The sequence below is a fragment of the Synechococcus sp. R60.1 genome (assembly GCF_047461835.1).
Taxonomy (GTDB): Bacteria; Cyanobacteriota; Cyanobacteriia; order Thermostichales; family Thermostichaceae; genus Thermostichus.
The window spans coordinates 46955-62329 of record NZ_JANSIA010000004.1 but is presented as its reverse complement, the minus strand read 5'-3'; the positions used below and the strand labels follow the sequence as shown (position 1 = coordinate 62329).

Sequence of the window (15375 nt, the reverse complement as noted above, 5' to 3'; positions counted from 1 at the left end):
GGTTGGAAACAAACAGAATGCTATCGCTGCATAGTTGAACAGTGATGTTCAGCAGTGTTCAGCGTAAATGTATCAGCACGAACTGCTGGAATCGATTGTGGAGCGCCTAAACAGTGGCGAGATCCGCGCCGTCGATTGAGCCCTGTCTTCAGGTTGAGATTGCCCTCAAGACTTTGGAGAACTAGACTCCAGTCTGTCCTCGGACGCCGGGTATTCTGCTTGTATCCTTGGGCTCATCCCGTCGGGTGGATCGCCTAGAATAATCCACAACCCACCTCTTTCTGCTGCCATGAGTTCTCACTCTTCAGATTGGTTCACGCGGGCTCGCCACATTTTTTACGGCACGGCCACCGCTTTGGTGGAGATCCTGCAAGACCCGGAAAAGCGCACCGAAAACCTCAACCGCCTTTCGATGGACTTGGGACAACTGGCGGCGGAGCTGGAGCAAAAGGGAGAGTTGATCGAGCAGGAGGCAGTTCGTTACGTTGAGAGTCTCAGGGATCCAGCCGCCAACGCCCCCTCGGCAAGTCCTGACTCTGAAGCGCCTGTCGAGAATGCTCCCCCGACACCAGCTTCCTCCCCCAACAAGCCGGCTATCTCCAGAGAAGAGATGGCTGAGTTGATGGAGCTGATCCATCAGATTGAGTCCTTGCGCCTGGATTTGGAGCGGTTGCGCACCTCGTCCTGAGTCCTGTGCGGTTCGATATCCTTACCCTTTTCCCCGAATTTTTTGAAACGCCGCTGCGCATTGGGCTGGTGGGCAAAGCCCTACAGCAGGGGATCGCCGAAGTCCACTGCACCAATCCACGCGACTTCGCCACCGATAAGCACCGCCGTGTCGATGATGAGCCCTACGGGGGTGGGGTGGGCATGGTGCTCAAGCCAGAGCCTTTCTTCGCTGCTGTCGCCTCCCTGCCCCGGTTGGATCCCTGCGAGATCATTCTGCTGACGCCCCAGGGGCAACCGCTAAACCAGGCGCTGCTGCAGGAGCTGGCCCAGAAGGCGCAGCTGATCCTGCTGTGTGGCCAGTACGAAGGCTTTGACGAACGCATCCGCCAATACCTGGCCACCCGCGAGGTGTCGCTGGGGGATTTTGTCCTGACCGGGGGGGAAATTCCGGCGCTGGCCCTGATCAACGGCGTGGTGAGGCTCTTGCCGGGCACCGTAGGCAAGGTAGACTCGTTAAAGAGGGAAAGCTTCGAGGCGGGGCTGTTGGACTATCCTCAGTACACCCGCCCGCCAGAGTTTCAGGGGCACAAGGTGCCGCCGGTACTCCTCTCAGGCGACCATCAAGCCATTGCCCGTTGGCGTCTGCAGCAGCAGCTGGTTCGAACCTGGCAAAGGCGACCAGACCTGTTGGCCAAGCGCCCCTTGACCGCCGAAGAGCAGCAGTTGTTGGTAGAGGGGCTGGCGGAGCAGCACCCTCGTGTAAACGAAGCGGAGAAATAAATCATGCTCGGCAAGCTTCTCAACCGTCTCCTGAATCCATCGCCCGTCTGCTGGCGTGGGATCCCCTCGCCCCCAGTGCTGCTTCTGGTGGGAATGGCCTTGAGCTCGGTTCTGAGCGGTTCTGGGGTGGCCCTGGCCCAAAGCGGAAGTGTCAACGATGCCATTCGCCGCGACAGCAATCCCCCTCTGTTGGATGGCACCAGCATCAACGTCAACGATCTCTTCCGGGCTGCCGACTTCCTCTCCCGCCAGAATGCTGCTTCCCGCTGGGACGGCAAGGCCAGCGTTGATGCTGCTGTGGAGCAATTTAACCAATCCCGCCGCCGCTCCCTCCCGCTTTCTCCCGCTTCCTTGACACCTGAGCCCACCCCCACTCCCTAAGGTTGGATCCCATTCCCGGTAAATCTGTTAGGATCGCAAAGCCGATCCCGTGCCTGCTGAAATGCGGTACACCGTTTTCGGGATCCATTAGGAGAACACCGCCGTGGTTAAGAGCACCCCCTCCAGCAAAACCGATACGGAGCAGCGTTTGGATCCCGCCAGCCGGGGTCACTCCAAAGACAGTTCCACCGAACTCAAAGGGATCCCGGGTTTTATTCAAGAGACCCGCACAGAATTAAGCAAGATTGTTTGGCCGAGCCGCCGGCAATTGATCGGCGAGTCGGTAGGGGTCTTACTGATTGTGTTGGCTTTTGCTTCCTTCATCTACCTGGTCGATCAAGTGTTTGCTTGGGTAGCCACTCAGCTGTTCTTGTGATGTTCTGTCCTGAGGGGCAAGAGAGTCATGTTCAAGGATGGCTACAGGGAGGATGTGAGGTGATGAGGCCAGAGCAGCAGCGAAAACGTCGTGGGGGCCGTGTGGAGCACTTTGAGCCTGCAGACGCGATCCCGGAACCAGACGAGGGGGAAGGTCAAGAGCGTCGCAACCTGCGCTGGTACGCCGTGCAGGTGGCCTCAGGCTGCGAGAACAAAGTGAAGAGCACCCTGATGCAACGGGCGGCTGCTTTGGATGTGGCGGATCAAATTGTCGAGGTGGTGATCCCGAAGCGAACGGGCTTCAAGCTGGATCGAACCGGCAAGCGCCAGGAGCAAGAGGAGAAGATTTTTCCCGGCTATGTCCTGGTGCGCATGGACATGAACGACGACACTTGGATGGTGGTGAAAACAACCCCCAATGTGATCAACTTTGTCGGCACCGAAGAAAAGCGGGCCTACGGTCGCGGTCGGGGGCATGTTACACCGCGTCCCCTCAGCCAAAGCGAAGTCCAGCGCATCTTCAGCAGCGTCGAGGTGGAGGAAGTGCCCCTCAAAATCGACATGGCCCCTGGGGATCGCATCGAGGTGCTATCCGGCCCCTTCCAGGGTTTCTACGGCGAGGTGGTGGAGGTCAGCCCAGAACGGGGCAAGCTCAAGGCGTTGATCTCGATTTTCGGGCGCGATACCCCGGTAGAATTAGAGTTTGGTCAAGTGCGAAAAGAGGTGTAACCGCGTTTCATGGCTAAGAAGTTGGTGGCCGTGGTCAAGTTGGCCATTCAGGCGGGCAAGGCCACCCCCGCTCCCCCCATTGGCCCAGCCTTGGGTCAACACGGGGTCAACATCATGGCCTTTTGTAAGGAGTACAACGCCAAGACGGCGGATCAGGCCGGGATGGTGGTACCGGTTGAGATCTCCATCTTCGAGGATCGCAGCTTTACCTTCGTCCTCAAGACGCCGCCGGCTTCGGTGTTGATCAAGAAGGCTCTGGGCATTGAGTCTGGCTCCAGCGAGCCCCACAAAACCAAGGTGGGATCCCTGACCCGAGCTCAACTGCGCCAGATCGCCGAGCAGAAGCTGCCGGATTTGAATGCCCACGATGTGGAGGCGGCCATGAAAATTATTGCCGGAACTGCTCGCAGCATGGGGGTGACGGTGGTGGATTGATGGAGGGATCCCTTGCCCTATCTGAGGTGTTCACGGTCTTGAAAAAGTTGTTCTAGCAAACCACTGTGGGGGAGAGAAGTTCTCGCCAGTACCCCGAGGAGAAACGATGGCTCGAAAGCTTTCCAAACGTATGCAGGCTTTGCGGGAGAAGGTGAAGCCCATTGCCTATGCTCCCGAAGCCGCTTTGGCCCTGATGAAAGAGACGGCCACCGCCAAATTTGAAGAGGCGGCAGAGGTTCACATCCGCCTGGGGATCGACCCCAAGTACGCCGACCAACAACTGCGCACCACTGTAGTCTTGCCCAGGGGCACCGGCCAAGAGATCCGGGTGGCGGTGATTGCCCGTGGCGAGAAAGTGGTGGAGGCCCAAAATGCAGGGGCGGATCGGGTTGGCTATGAAGACCTGATCGAGGAAATCAGCAAGGGCATGATGGATTTTGACCTTCTGATCGCCACCCCCGATGTGATGCCCCAAGTGGCCAAGCTGGGGCGGCTGTTGGGGCCGCGCGGCCTCATGCCCTCTCCCAAGGGGGGAACGGTAACCATGGATCTGGCCCAAGCGATTAAGGAGTTCAAGGCCGGCAAGCTGGAGTACCGGGCGGATCGCACCGGCATTGTGCATTTGATCTTCGGCAAGTGCAAGTTCCCCGTCGAAGCTCTGCTGGAGAACCTAAAGGCAGTGCAGGAGTCCATCGATCGCAACCGTCCCTCTGGAGCCAAGGGCAAGTATTGGCGAACCCTACACGTTTCTGCTACAATGGGGCCCTCGATTGAGGTTGATATCAATGCCCTGCGGGAGCTGAAGTTGGCGACCTAAGCCTGGCTTCGGCGCTGCGATGGGTTGAAAAGGGTTTGAGTGAGTGTAATTTGGAGGAGGATCCCGGCAGAACATCTTTCCCCAGTCGAATAGCAAGCCGAAGACAGCAGGTGCCCGCGGGCTTAATGTCCTGCCGAGGTTTGAGCGAAGTTCAAAGGGATCCCTTCTTGGATCGCTTTTGATGGTGCGCTTATCTCAATGCGTCTCGGCTACGGCTGGGGCGCATTCTGTTTGGTAGAACCCAGATTCACCACCCGTTAACCCTGGGTGACCATTGACAACAAAGGAGGTGAGCGCATGGGCAAGCAACCTTTAGCGAAGAAAGCGGAGATCGTCGATAAAGTCCGATCCCTGCTGCAAGCCAGCCAAATGGTGCTGGTGATCGACTACAAGGGGCTGACCGTTGCGGAGATGGATCAACTGCGGGCAGAGCTGCGCAAATCGGATTCGGTTTGCATGGTTGTTAAGAATACCCTGATGCGGCGGGCCATCGCCGACCAAAAAGCTTGGGCAGGGATCATTCCCTTTTTGGCGGGGCCGACGGCCTTTATCTTGATTCGGGGCGACATTTCGGCAGCCCTGAAGGCGTATCAAGATTTTGCCAAGCAAACCAAGAAAACCGAGTTCCGCGGTGCTGGCATTGAAGGGCTATCCCTGACCTTGGAGCAGGCCAAGGCCATCGCCGAGCTACCGCCCAAGGAAGTGCTCATGGCCCAAGTGGCGGGCAGCCTCAAGTCGGTGGCCACCGGCCTGGCGGTCGGGCTCAATGCTGTGCCCACGCAAGTGGCGCGCGGTATCCACGAGATCCCAGCCTCTCTGGGGCGGGCCATCCGGGCCATTGCCGACAAGGAGGCTGCCTAAAGGGCTTCGGTTCATCAGCCCAAACCTATGTCATCCATTCCATTACCCCTTAAGGAGAAACCATCATGTCTTCAGAGCGCGTTGCAAAGATTTTGGAAGAGTTGAAAGCCTTGAGCTTGCTGGAAGCTTCCGAGCTGGTGAAAGCCATCGAGGAAACCTTTGGCGTCAGTGCAGCAGCCCCAGCCGGCGGCATGGTCATGGCAGCTCCTGTGGCAGCGGCGGCGGCAGCTCCGGCGGCAGCCCCTGAGCCGGTGGAAGAGCAAACTGCCTTTGATGTCATCCTCGAGGCTGTGCCAGCCGACAAGAAGATCGCCATCCTCAAGGTGGTGCGCGAGTTGACCGGCTTGGGCCTGAAGGATGCCAAAGATCTCGTCGAGGCGGCTCCCAAGCCTGTCAAAGAAGGAGTTCCCAAGGAGGAAGCCAACGACATCAAGAAAAAGCTGGAAGAAGCCGGCGCCACCGTCAAGATCAAGTAGTTCCAGTTACGAGGGGAGCGCCTCTCCCTGCTCTGACGAGGAATCTAATCAAGACTCTCAAACCCAAGGGGGGCTGCTCCGGCCCCTCTTTTGGGTCTGCCCGACCATTGGCGTGGGTTCGGGATCCCTGCTCCGCCGCGCTTCCACCTCTCCGTGAGCTTTCAAGAGGGCAGCCAGCTTGCGACGCATGACGATGCTGGGTTTATCGGTAAACATGTGCTGCTCCGCCTTGATATCGAGGGGAACGTCATAGTCGGTGCTTTCCAGAACCCGTTGATCCTCAAGGGTCACCTGCCGATCGAAGGCGATGATACTCTCAGCACTCACCTCTGCTTCCGAATCGTTGCGTAAACAGAATTGCACCACCTGCGAGGTTTGGTCGTCGATGGGGGTAGCCGCTGTGAAAATGATGTGGATGAGGCCGTTGGGGTAGGTGATTTTGAGCTTGCGACCAAAAGGCATAAACCAGGTGCCCTCCAGGATACGCACTGTGCGATCCTCTGACATCCGCAAGTTTTGCTTCTGCAAGTCACTGTTGAACACCGGCAAAACAGAGGTGGCCCGAAGGCCATATTCCAGTTCTTCAAGGCTGTCCAGATCTGGGGGTACAGGCTCGGAGATCACCCCAAAGCTCTGGTGATGGACGAAGTGGGGATGGGCATTGTCAAAGGAGTTTTCCATCAGGCGCAGGCCAGCACATTTCCAGACCTCATAGAACTGATGAATTTGGCGAAACCGGGAATCCGCCACCTCTGAGATCTCGGGAATATCGGTCAAGGGATCCGCCAATGCCACCCAAACATAGCCATAGCGCTCTTGGCAGCGAAACCCCTCTACCTTGTAGGTGCGAGGGATGAAGTTGTCTGTAAGTTGGGGTACCTTCACACAGGTGCCGGAGCCGTCAAACTCCCAGCCGTGATAGGGGCAGCGGATGTGGCCATTGCAAACAACCCCTTTGGAAAGTTGGGCCGAGCGATGGCAGCAACGATCCAAGACGGCGCAAGGCTGCCCTGACTCATTGAGCCAAAGCACCAGAGGAGTCTTCAGCAGCGTGAAAGCTTGTGGGCCGGTTTCCAGGGCCGACATCGGGATCACGGGGTACCAAAACCGCCTCAGGACAGGTTGCTGGGTAACAAGCATAAACCCGCTCCACAAGCTCTAGTTCGGAGAATCATGAGCTGGCTTTTCGTGAGCCCAGGTGACTCAAAGCATTGCCCTCAGCAAAAAGAGTAGGCGTCGAAATACCCGAAGTCCGTATAAGCCAACACAGCTTTGCCCTGCCACAGCGGTCGCGTTTGGACATCGACAACTCCCCCTCTATCCAGAGATGGGCTATTGATTGAGGGAAGTAGAAAAGTGTCAGTGGGCTTCTGTTGGCATGTGGCTGTGGGGAGAGGTGGAAAGGTGCAAAACGAATTGAACCCCAACCGAGATCTCCGTAACACAGGGATCCCGGCCCAACCTACTGCAGAGTCCACCTCCCCCAAACCAGAACCGGCTGCTGAGAGCCGGCCAAACCAACTGACGGATCCAGATCCTCGCCTCAGCTGTTCTCAACAAAAACGAGAGCAGGAACGCCGCTCCTTACCTTGGCGTCTGGGGCTGGCCAACGTGCTCTCGGCAGGGTTGCATTTCATCGCGATGAGCTGGGTGGGTTGGCAGCCTAGGATCCGGGAAGAGGAGGAGATAATCTCCTTTCAGTGGGTGGAGATGGCGGATGAGCCGCCCCCAGAGCCGCAGTGGATTGCGCCCGTCTCCGCCCGTGAGTCCGGTGTCTCTGAACCTCGGGATCACGTATCGGTGCGGCAGTCGCAAGTGCCCAGCCCAAGTGAAGAGGCCACTTCTGCGGCGGCACAGCCTTTGGTTGCCTCAGCCGCAGGGAGTCCTGTCCCTGGGATCCTCCCCCCATCCCCAAGGGAGCTTGAGATGCCCCAACCCAACCGCGACTCTGCCTCTCCTCAGCAGCAGCCAAAGGCCAGGTTAGAAAATCTGTCAGCGGGTTTAGCAGCTCTGGAGCAGGCAGTTGCCGATCACAATTGGGCGGAGGCGCTACATCTGACGGAAGAATGGCTGGATCACTGGCCTCTGTCCTCTCCACAGCGCCAGCAACTGCAGGACTATCGTCAGCATCTGCAAAGCCTACTGGCTACCTCCTCGGCAGCAGCAGTGGAGACCAAATCGGCTCAGATCTCTCCTGCTCAATCCCTCAAGCCTCAACCCGAAAGAGCAGCAAGTTCTCCTGAGGTTTTGCCACAACCCTACCTGTCGGCTCCAGCGGATCCGCATCCAACTTTGCCCTCTCCAGAGCCGATCGCAGCCCCGTTGGAAGAGCCTTCTCCCACCTTGCCCCCGACTTTTCCTACCGGATCCCACAGCTCCAGCCTTGGTCGCACCAGTGGGATAGAGTCCTCGCGGGCAGGCCCACCCAGCCTAAATGCCACCGCCGATCCGGATTGGGGAGACTACTTGGCTCAATTCCAAGAAAGGGTTCGCCAACACTGGATGGTACGGCGGGCATCCGGCTCCTACGTAACAGTGGTGCAGGTGCGTCTGGATCGACAGGGATCCCTGCGGGAACTGCGCCTGCAAACCCCCTCAGAAGATCCCCTGTTGGATGCAGCCGTGCTCAGTGCCATCCAGCGCTCAGCCCCCTTTGCTCCTTTGCCCGAGAGCTATGTTGGCGAAGAAGTAAACTACCCGACCCTGACTGCTTCGCAGTACAGAGAGGGCTTTTAGTAGCCCTGCAGTTAGTAAACTAACCACGGACCTCTGGGATGGTTTACAGCACCCCCAATCGACCGTTACCAGTGCCTTAAACAACCGTTTCTGGTGTCCGCATCATTACTATAGCACAGAATATATCCGCCTTTCATTCCGACCCTCCTGCTGTTGCAGAGAGTGCGGGGCTTCCCTGCAGGCTGGCCCAACCCAGATTCCGAGAAACTAACGTCAGAACCTCAGGCAAGGCCACAAGCCCTGTTCAGAGGGGTTCAGATTTCCGAGTGTCGGCAATGGCCTAGGCCATAGATTTGCGGCGGTTGCGCCGGACGGCTACCGCTTTGCGCTTGCGCTTTTCTAGGTTGGTTTCAAAGTGCCGATGGTTGCGCAAATCCCGCAAAATGCCCGCCTTAGAAACCTGGCGCTTGAAGCGGCGCAGCGCCGATTCGATCCCTTCGTTTTCGCCAATCGTCACTTGGGTCATAAGCAAGACATCTCCTCCGTCAATCAATGGGATGGACTCGGTTACAACAGGGATCCCTATCCTAAACCATCTCCGCCCCGCTGCTTGCTGCTACAGTTCCTATTCACTGTAGCCGGCTGCCAAAGTTGAGCCCCGCAACCACCTCACCTTCCCTCAAATTGACAACGAATGAAGCAGTTGTCCCGGTGGGGGGTGGAGGGGAGGGTGGTGCTGGAGTTGGGCTGGGGGCACTGCCGATTACCGATTGCACAAAACCGGCGAAGCTAGACACCCGCGTATACACCCCATAGAAATTGGGCTGGGCGCAGCCGAAGCCAAAACTGGTGATTCCGGCCAGGGCAAAACCCGTGCCACTGGACACAATCAAAGGCCCACCACTATCGCCCTTACACGTATCGACTCCTCCCTGGGGAAAGCCGGCGCAGAGCATGGTATCTAAAATGGTGCCATCGTAGGATTGGGGCGCGTTGCACACCGCATTGGAGACGATGGGAACGGTGGCCTGCTGCAAATCTCGGGTAGGGCCGCTGGGTTCTTGATCCAGGGCGCTGGGGAAGGTGGCTCCCCAGCCAAGGATGGTGGCGAGAGTACCAGGGGCAGTCAGGTTGGTTTGGTTGGGCTGCACCAGCGGCAGGGTAGGCAGGTGCACTGGCCGAGAGAGGCGCACCAGGGCAATGTCATTCCCCCCCTCTGTCCCTCGTAGGGGGTCGTAGTTGGGGTTGAGGACAATTTGCGCGGCGCGAATGCGTTGGCCGGCACCGATTTGCAAGCGGTTGGTACCCAACAGCAGATCCAGATTTTGGGCACTCACTACCTGCTTGCCTTGATCGTCGAAAAAGCAGTGGGCAGCGGTAACTACCCACTCCGGCGCGATCAGGGATCCGCCGCAAGACAGCGCTTGAAAAGGATCTGGCTCAGCCGCGTCCAGCAAAGCCACCATCCAGGGAAAGGCCCCTTCGGGAGCAGGTCTGCCGCCCACAATCCGCTCCAGCCCCAAGCCTGAGCGCGGCGTGGTGAACACCCGCCCTGGCGGCAAAAGGGCGGTGACGCGGTAGGTGCCAGGGGGCAAGTTGGAGAAGCGAAAGTTACCGCTGGCATCGCTGACGGTGCTGGGCTCCCCCGGGTCGAGGCGGCCATTGCCGTTTAAGTCCAAAAAGGTGGCGATGCCCGGCAGCCCCGGCTCCCCCGGATCCCGCAGCCCATTGCCGTTGAGATCGTCGAAATGGGATCCCTCAATTCGTCCTGTGGGAGGAGCTGAGACTGGGGGAAGCGGGCGACTGGAACCGCCACCGCCACAGGCGCTTATGCTCAGGGCCAGACACAACCCCAGCGGAATAGACCAAGAGCGAGCCAAGCCAAGGGGGGAATGGGATCGCGAGAGATGAGGCATGGTCAGATTCTCCAAAGCCAGCCGGTTATGCCAGCCAAGGATATCCTACCGGCGAAGCCTAAAGATTGCGCAACCGGGAGAACTTCTCCCCGCGGCCGGCTCTCCCGAGTTGCCCCAAGACCCCAATGCCCACTTTTGCCTCTTGCCGCCCGTGCACCTGGGCAGTAAAACCAGGGTGGGAGGGTGTGTGGCAGATGAATATCGCGGTCTTGGGGTTCAAAGGGGGCGTGGGCAAAACCACCACGGCGGTACACCTGGCCCTCTACCTTCAGCAAAAACAAGGGGCAGCTCCTGCGGGTGGGTCGGGGATGGCCCTGTTGATCGATGCCGATCCCAATCGCTCGGCCTCTCGCTGGGCAGAACGGGGATCATCCTTTCCTATCAAGGTATTGGCCGGGGATCCCACCACTCCCACGCCCACAGGCTTTCAGCACACGGTGATTGACACCCCTGCCCGTCCCACCCCGGAACAGTTACCAAAAAACTGGGTCTAAAGCCCCGCCCTAAGGCCTACGGCCCGCTGACGCGACCAGGGCGGCTTTTATCTTGCTAACCTGCGCTAGAGTGGGCCCATGCGCGTCCTCGAAGCCAAGCTCCTCAACGGCACAGCCCAGCAGTACCAAGCCCTGGATGAGGCCATCCGGACTGCCCAGTTCGTGCGCAACAAGTGCCTGCGCCACTGGATGGATCATCAGGGGGTGAACAGGGCCACGTTGTACTCCCTCTGCAAGGACTTGGCTCAGGAGTTCCCCTTCGCCCAGAAGCTCAACTCCTCTGCCCGACAAGCCAGTGCCGAGCGAGCTTGGTCTGCTATTTCCAACTTTTACCGCCGCTGCCAGAACCAGGCAGCCCAAAAAGGCTATCCCCAGTTCCAGAAACATTGCCGCTCCGTGGAGTACAAAATCTCCGGCTGGAAGCTCTCCCAAGATGGAATGTCCATCACCTTCACGGACGGCTTCCAGGCAGGCACCTTTGCCCTGTACTGCAACGGCGAGGCACGGCGGGACATCCTCACCCTGAAAATCAACCGGGTGCGGGTCATACGCAGGGCTGATGGCTACTACGCCCAGTTCTGCCTGGACGTGGAGCGTCGCGAGCAGGCGGAGTACACCGGCAAGGCGGTGGGGCTGGATATGGGCTTGGCGTACTTCTACACCGACAGCCACGGCCACAAGGTAGAGTGCCCAAAATTCTTGCGTCGTGCCGAAAGGAGGTTGAAGCGAGAGCAACGCAGGCTAAGTCGGAAGTTTCGGAGAGGAGTCAAACCTCAATCCAAGAACTACCACAAGCAGCGGAAGCGGCTGGGCAAGGTACACCTGAAGGTTCAGCGCCAGCGTAGAGACTGGGTCATCAAGTTGGCCCGGTGCGTGGTGGCGTCTCACGACGTCGTGGCGTACGAGGACTTGCAGGTGCGTAACTTGGTGCGGAATCACCACCTGGCCAAGTCGATTCATGATGCCGGCTGGAGTTTATTCACCGGGTGGCTCGACTACTACGGGAAGGTCTTCAACAAGGTGGTGGTGGCAGTGCCGCCCCAGTACACCAGTCAGGACTGCTCTCAGTGTGGTCACAGGGTGAAGAAGACGCTGTCCACTCGCACCCACCGCTGCCCGCGGTGTGGGACGGTGATTGACCGGGATGAGAATGCGGCCGTCAACATCCTACGCAAAGGGCTGGAGTTGTTGGGTGAGGAGTGGAACAACGGTACCTTAGGGCATAAGGGAACCGCCCCGCAAGGGGGAACGCCTGGGGAGACGAGCGCCGCTGCCGTGGAGGGGAAGCCTGACACGGTAAGCGCTGTCGCAGAACCAGGAACCAGAATCCCCTGTCTTTAGGCAGGGGAGTATGTCAAATCCCCAAAGAGACTCACCGAGCCGTGAAGCGCATCCTGTTGGAATCGGATCAAGATCTTTCGGAGCTGATCGAGGCGCTGCTCAGCCAGTGGCTGCGTTCTCAGTCGGGAAAGGTTTGAAACCAAAATCTGGGGAAGGGGGGCATCGCGGACCCCACAGCCGCATAGGATCCCGCTGTCGGGGATCGGAGGGAGCCCACAGATTCCAGATCAGAACCAGATAGGAATAAGATGAAGGGGCGTGAGGCAGGGATCCCCGAACGCGAGGTGGGGCCGTTCGCAATAGCGGGACGGAGTCCTTGGGCAAGTTGCGCGAGGGGAAGTCTGCGTTGGGAGGACGTCACGCTCTTTCAGGGGTAAAGGGATCCTTTATGCAAGCCATCACCTTGCTCGGCTCCACCGGCTCGATTGGCACCCAAACTCTGGACTTGGTGGCCCAGTATCCAGAGCGTTTTCAGGTTGTTGGCCTGACCAGCTACAGCAACGTCGCCCTCTTGGCCGAGCAGGTACGGCGGTTTCGGCCCCAGATGGTTGCCATTGGCCGGGAGGAGCTGCTGCCGGAGCTGCGGTCGCTGCTGACCGGGATCCGACCGCTGCCGGAGTTGGTGGCCGGAACGGAGGGGCTGTGTCAGGTGGCGGCTCACCCGGCGGCCCAGCGGGTGGTGACGGGGATCGTCGGCTGCGCCGGTTTGTTGCCAACCCTGGCGGCCATCCGTGCCGGCAAAGACATTGCCCTGGCCAACAAAGAAACCCTGGTGGCAGGGGGGCCGGTGGTGCTGCCCTTGGTGCGGCAGTACGGGGTGAACCTGATCCCCGTCGACTCTGAGCATTCGGCCATTTTCCAGTGTTTACAGGGGGTGCCCGCGGGATCCCTGCGAAGAATCCTGTTGACTGCCTCGGGTGGCGCCTTTCGGGATTGGCCTGCCGAAAAATTGGATCAGGTCACCCTGGCCGATGCCCTCAAGCATCCCAATTGGGTGATGGGGCGCAAAATCACCATCGACTCGGCTACCCTAATGAACAAGGGCCTGGAGGTGATCGAGGCCCACTGGCTCTTCGGCCTGGACTACGACCACATCGACATCCTCATCCACCCGCAGAGCATTGTCCACTCCCTGATCGAGCTGGCCGATACCTCGGTTCTGGCCCAGTTGGGCTGGCCGGACATGCACCTGCCCATCCTCTACGGCCTCAGTTGGCCGGAACGCCTGGCCACCCCCTGGGATCCCCTCGATTTGGTCAAGCTGGGATCCCTCACCTTTAAGGCTCCGGATCACCGCAAGTACCCCTGCATGGAGTTGGCCTATGCCGCTGGACGGAGGGGGGGAACGCTGCCGGCAGTGTTGAATGCGGCCAACGAAGCGGCGGTGGCCCTGTTCTTGCAGGAGCGCATCCGTTTTTTGGATATTCCCCGTCTCTTGGAGCGGGTTTGTGAGCGGCATCAAGTTATCGCCGATCCCAGCCTGGAGGATATTTTGCAGGCGGATGCCTGGGCGCGGCGGGAAACGGCGCAACTGGCCCAGCAAGCCCCGGCTCAGGTTCTGGTCTGATCCCTACCGGGGGGATCCGGCTGAGCGCTAGAGTGGGAGAGGATGCAGGGAGCAAGTGAGTGACCGGATCGGGATCCCATCTCCGACAGTTGGCCCATTATCTGCGCCCCTATCGACGACAGGTGGGGTTGGGCATTGGATCCCTGCTCCTGGTCAATGGCCTGGGGGTGTTCCTGCCCTGGTACGTCAAGCTGGTCATCGATGACCTGAGCCAGAACCTGGCCACTTTGTCGGCCCGGCGCATTGCCCTTTACGCCCTAACGGTGCTGGTCGTCTCCAGCCTGATGATGGGCATTCGCATTGCCTCGCGGGTGTGGATGTTTGGGGTGGGACGGCAGGTGGAGTTTCACCTCAAGCAAGCCATCTTCGAGCATTTGCTCACCCTGCAGCCTTCCTACTTTGCCCAGCAGACCATCGGGGACATTCTCACCTGCATCACCAGCGATGTGGAAAACATCCGCCGCCTGTTGGGGTTCGCCCTACTCAATTTGGCCAACACGATCTTTGCCTATGCCACCACCTTGCCCGCCATGTTTGGCATCGAGCCCCGTCTGAGCACCTTGGCGCTGTCGGTGTTTCCGGTGATGTTGGTGCTGGTGAAGTTGAGCAGCAACCGCCTGCAGCAGGAGCAGCTCCAGGTGCAGCAGGAGTTGGCGGATCTGAGCGATCTCATTCAAGAGGACCTGAACGGCATTGCCCTGATCAAGGTGTACAGCCAGGAACAGCACGAGCAGCGGGAGTTTCGCCGCCAGAACCAGCGGCTGCTGCAGGCCAATTTGCGCTTGGCCCTCACTCGCAACTTGCTTTTCCCTTCTTTGGTGGCGCTGGTCAGCCTAAGCTTGTTGCTACTGCTGGCGGTGGGGGGGCCGCAAATTGCAGCAGGGACGCTGACCATCGGGGATTTTTCGGCCCTCACCCTCTACGTGGAACGGTTGGTATTTCCCACCGCCCTGCTGGGCTTCACCATCACGGCCTACCAGCGGGGGCAGGTCAGCTTGGAGCGGATCGATGCTCTGTTGGGGGTAGAACCCACCATCCGAGACGCCCCAGGCGCTTTGCCGTTGCCTCTGGAGAGGGTGCAGGGTCGCCTCGAGGCCAGAGGTCTCGCGTTTGCCTTCGCCGGCCCTGCGGCAGCTCCGGCTCTAGAGGATTTGCACTTTTGCATAGAACCGGGCCAGATGGTGGCGGTGGTAGGGCCCATTGGGGCGGGCAAGTCCACCCTGGCCAATGCCCTGCCTCGGCTGCTGGAGATCCAGCCGGGGCAACTGTTTTTGGATGGGCAGGATATCACCCAGATTCAACTGGGATCCCTGCGGCGGGCCATTGCCTATGTGCCCCAGGAGAGCTTCCTGTTCAGCGCCACGGTCCGGGATAACATTCGCTACGGCAAGCCGGATGCCGAAGATTGGGAGGTGGAATGGGTGGCCAAAGCCGCCCACATCCACGCCGAGATCCTCAACTTTCCCAAGGGCTACGACACTCTGGTGGGAGAGCGGGGCATTACCCTCTCCGGTGGCCAGCGACAGCGGGTGGCCTTGGCCCGGGCTTTGCTGGTGGATGCTCCCATCTTGATCCTGGATGACTCTCTCTCCAGCGTGGACAATCAGACGGCTCAGGCCATTCTTCGCCATCTGCGCCAGACCACGGCCCAGAAAACGGTGATCTTCATCACCCATCGCCTCACGGCTGCGGTGGAGGCCGATCAGATTTGGGTGATGGACCAGGGCCGCCTTGTGCAGAAGGGATCCCATGCCGAATTGCTGGCGGACGAGAAGGGCCTCTACGCTTCTCTGTGGGCCAAGCAAAAGCTGGAGGAAGCCCTGGCCTAATTTGACGGCGGCAATCCCTGGCCGCTACC

At 59.3% G+C, this 15375-nt stretch carries 17 protein-coding genes and 1 other annotated feature; of the genes, 14 read left to right on the top strand and 3 right to left on the bottom strand.

Annotated features, from left to right (window positions below; translation table 11 throughout):
- Positions 1–289: 289 nt before the first annotated feature.
- The 9 genes from NW834_RS01495 (at position 290) to rplL (ending at position 5523) form a co-directional block, all read left to right on the top strand.
- A complete protein-coding gene (locus NW834_RS01495) occupies positions 290–688 on the top strand; it encodes a hypothetical protein (protein WP_414329472.1) in 399 nt (132 codons plus the stop codon).
- Between the two features lie 5 nt (positions 689–693).
- Entirely contained in the window at positions 694–1449 is a 756-nt protein-coding gene (gene trmD, locus NW834_RS01490; protein WP_414419037.1) for a tRNA (guanosine(37)-N1)-methyltransferase TrmD, read from the top strand.
- Positions 1450–1452: 3 nt separating this feature from the next.
- On the top strand, positions 1453–1830 hold the full coding sequence (locus NW834_RS01485; RefSeq protein ID WP_414419038.1) for a hypothetical protein: 378 nt from the start codon (positions 1453–1455) through the stop codon (positions 1828–1830).
- A gap of 103 nt (positions 1831–1933) precedes the next feature.
- The gene (gene secE / locus NW834_RS01480; RefSeq protein ID WP_414419039.1) at positions 1934–2206 is read left to right on the top strand and encodes a preprotein translocase subunit SecE; all 273 of its coding nucleotides are present in this window, start codon (positions 1934–1936) and stop codon (positions 2204–2206) included.
- 62 nt (positions 2207–2268) lie between these two features.
- Positions 2269–2934, top strand: a complete 666-nt coding sequence (gene nusG, locus NW834_RS01475; RefSeq protein ID WP_414342805.1) for a transcription termination/antitermination protein NusG — start codon at positions 2269–2271, stop codon at positions 2932–2934.
- A 9-nt stretch (positions 2935–2943) separates the two neighbouring features.
- The gene (rplK, locus tag NW834_RS01470) at positions 2944–3369 is read left to right on the top strand and encodes a 50S ribosomal protein L11 (RefSeq protein WP_011432849.1); all 426 of its coding nucleotides are present in this window, start codon (positions 2944–2946) and stop codon (positions 3367–3369) included.
- Positions 3370–3475: 106 nt separating this feature from the next.
- On the top strand, positions 3476–4186 hold the full coding sequence (gene rplA / locus NW834_RS01465) for a 50S ribosomal protein L1 (protein ID WP_011432850.1): 711 nt from the start codon (positions 3476–3478) through the stop codon (positions 4184–4186).
- A gap of 79 nt (positions 4187–4265) precedes the next feature.
- Positions 4266–4425 (top strand) — a sequence feature (ribosomal protein L10 leader region).
- Positions 4426–4483: 58 nt separating this feature from the next.
- Complete coding sequence (gene rplJ, locus NW834_RS01460; protein ID WP_011432851.1) at positions 4484–5047, top strand: 50S ribosomal protein L10; 564 nt, start codon at positions 4484–4486, stop codon at positions 5045–5047.
- A gap of 65 nt (positions 5048–5112) precedes the next feature.
- On the top strand, positions 5113–5523 hold the full coding sequence (rplL, locus tag NW834_RS01455; protein ID WP_414350999.1) for a 50S ribosomal protein L7/L12: 411 nt from the start codon (positions 5113–5115) through the stop codon (positions 5521–5523).
- 57 nt (positions 5524–5580) lie between these two features.
- Here rplL and NW834_RS01450 read toward each other — a convergent pair whose 3' ends face one another.
- Positions 5581–6663 (bottom strand): Rieske 2Fe-2S domain-containing protein, encoded by a 1083-nt coding sequence (locus NW834_RS01450; RefSeq protein WP_414419040.1) that lies wholly within the window; start codon positions 6661–6663, stop codon positions 5581–5583.
- Between the two features lie 264 nt (positions 6664–6927).
- Here NW834_RS01450 and NW834_RS01445 point away from each other — a divergent pair, with 264 nt between their 5' ends.
- A complete protein-coding gene (locus NW834_RS01445; protein ID WP_414419041.1) occupies positions 6928–8259 on the top strand; it encodes a TonB family protein in 1332 nt (443 codons plus the stop codon).
- A 280-nt stretch (positions 8260–8539) separates the two neighbouring features.
- Here the strand turns inward: NW834_RS01445 and rpsU are convergent, their stop codons facing one another.
- Positions 8540–8725: a 30S ribosomal protein S21 gene (gene rpsU, locus NW834_RS01440; RefSeq protein ID WP_011432857.1), complete on the bottom strand. Its 186-nt coding sequence runs from the start codon at positions 8723–8725 to the stop codon at positions 8540–8542.
- Between the two features lie 103 nt (positions 8726–8828).
- On the bottom strand, positions 8829–10115 hold the full coding sequence (locus NW834_RS01435; RefSeq protein ID WP_414419042.1) for a trypsin-like serine protease: 1287 nt from the start codon (positions 10113–10115) through the stop codon (positions 8829–8831).
- Between the two features lie 194 nt (positions 10116–10309).
- Between NW834_RS01435 and NW834_RS01430 the strand changes: the two genes are divergently transcribed.
- From NW834_RS01430 to NW834_RS01415, 4 genes are all read left to right on the top strand, one after another.
- Complete coding sequence (locus NW834_RS01430) at positions 10310–10609, top strand: AAA family ATPase (RefSeq protein ID WP_414350991.1); 300 nt, start codon at positions 10310–10312, stop codon at positions 10607–10609.
- A gap of 78 nt (positions 10610–10687) precedes the next feature.
- Positions 10688–11950, top strand: a complete 1263-nt coding sequence (locus tag NW834_RS01425) for an RNA-guided endonuclease InsQ/TnpB family protein (RefSeq protein WP_414419043.1) — start codon at positions 10688–10690, stop codon at positions 11948–11950.
- Between the two features lie 388 nt (positions 11951–12338).
- Positions 12339–13517: a 1-deoxy-D-xylulose-5-phosphate reductoisomerase gene (locus NW834_RS01420; RefSeq protein WP_414329119.1), complete on the top strand. Its 1179-nt coding sequence runs from the start codon at positions 12339–12341 to the stop codon at positions 13515–13517.
- 59 nt (positions 13518–13576) lie between these two features.
- Positions 13577–15346: an ABC transporter ATP-binding protein gene (locus tag NW834_RS01415; RefSeq protein ID WP_414419044.1), complete on the top strand. Its 1770-nt coding sequence runs from the start codon at positions 13577–13579 to the stop codon at positions 15344–15346.
- The last annotated feature ends 29 nt before the right edge of the window (positions 15347–15375 follow it).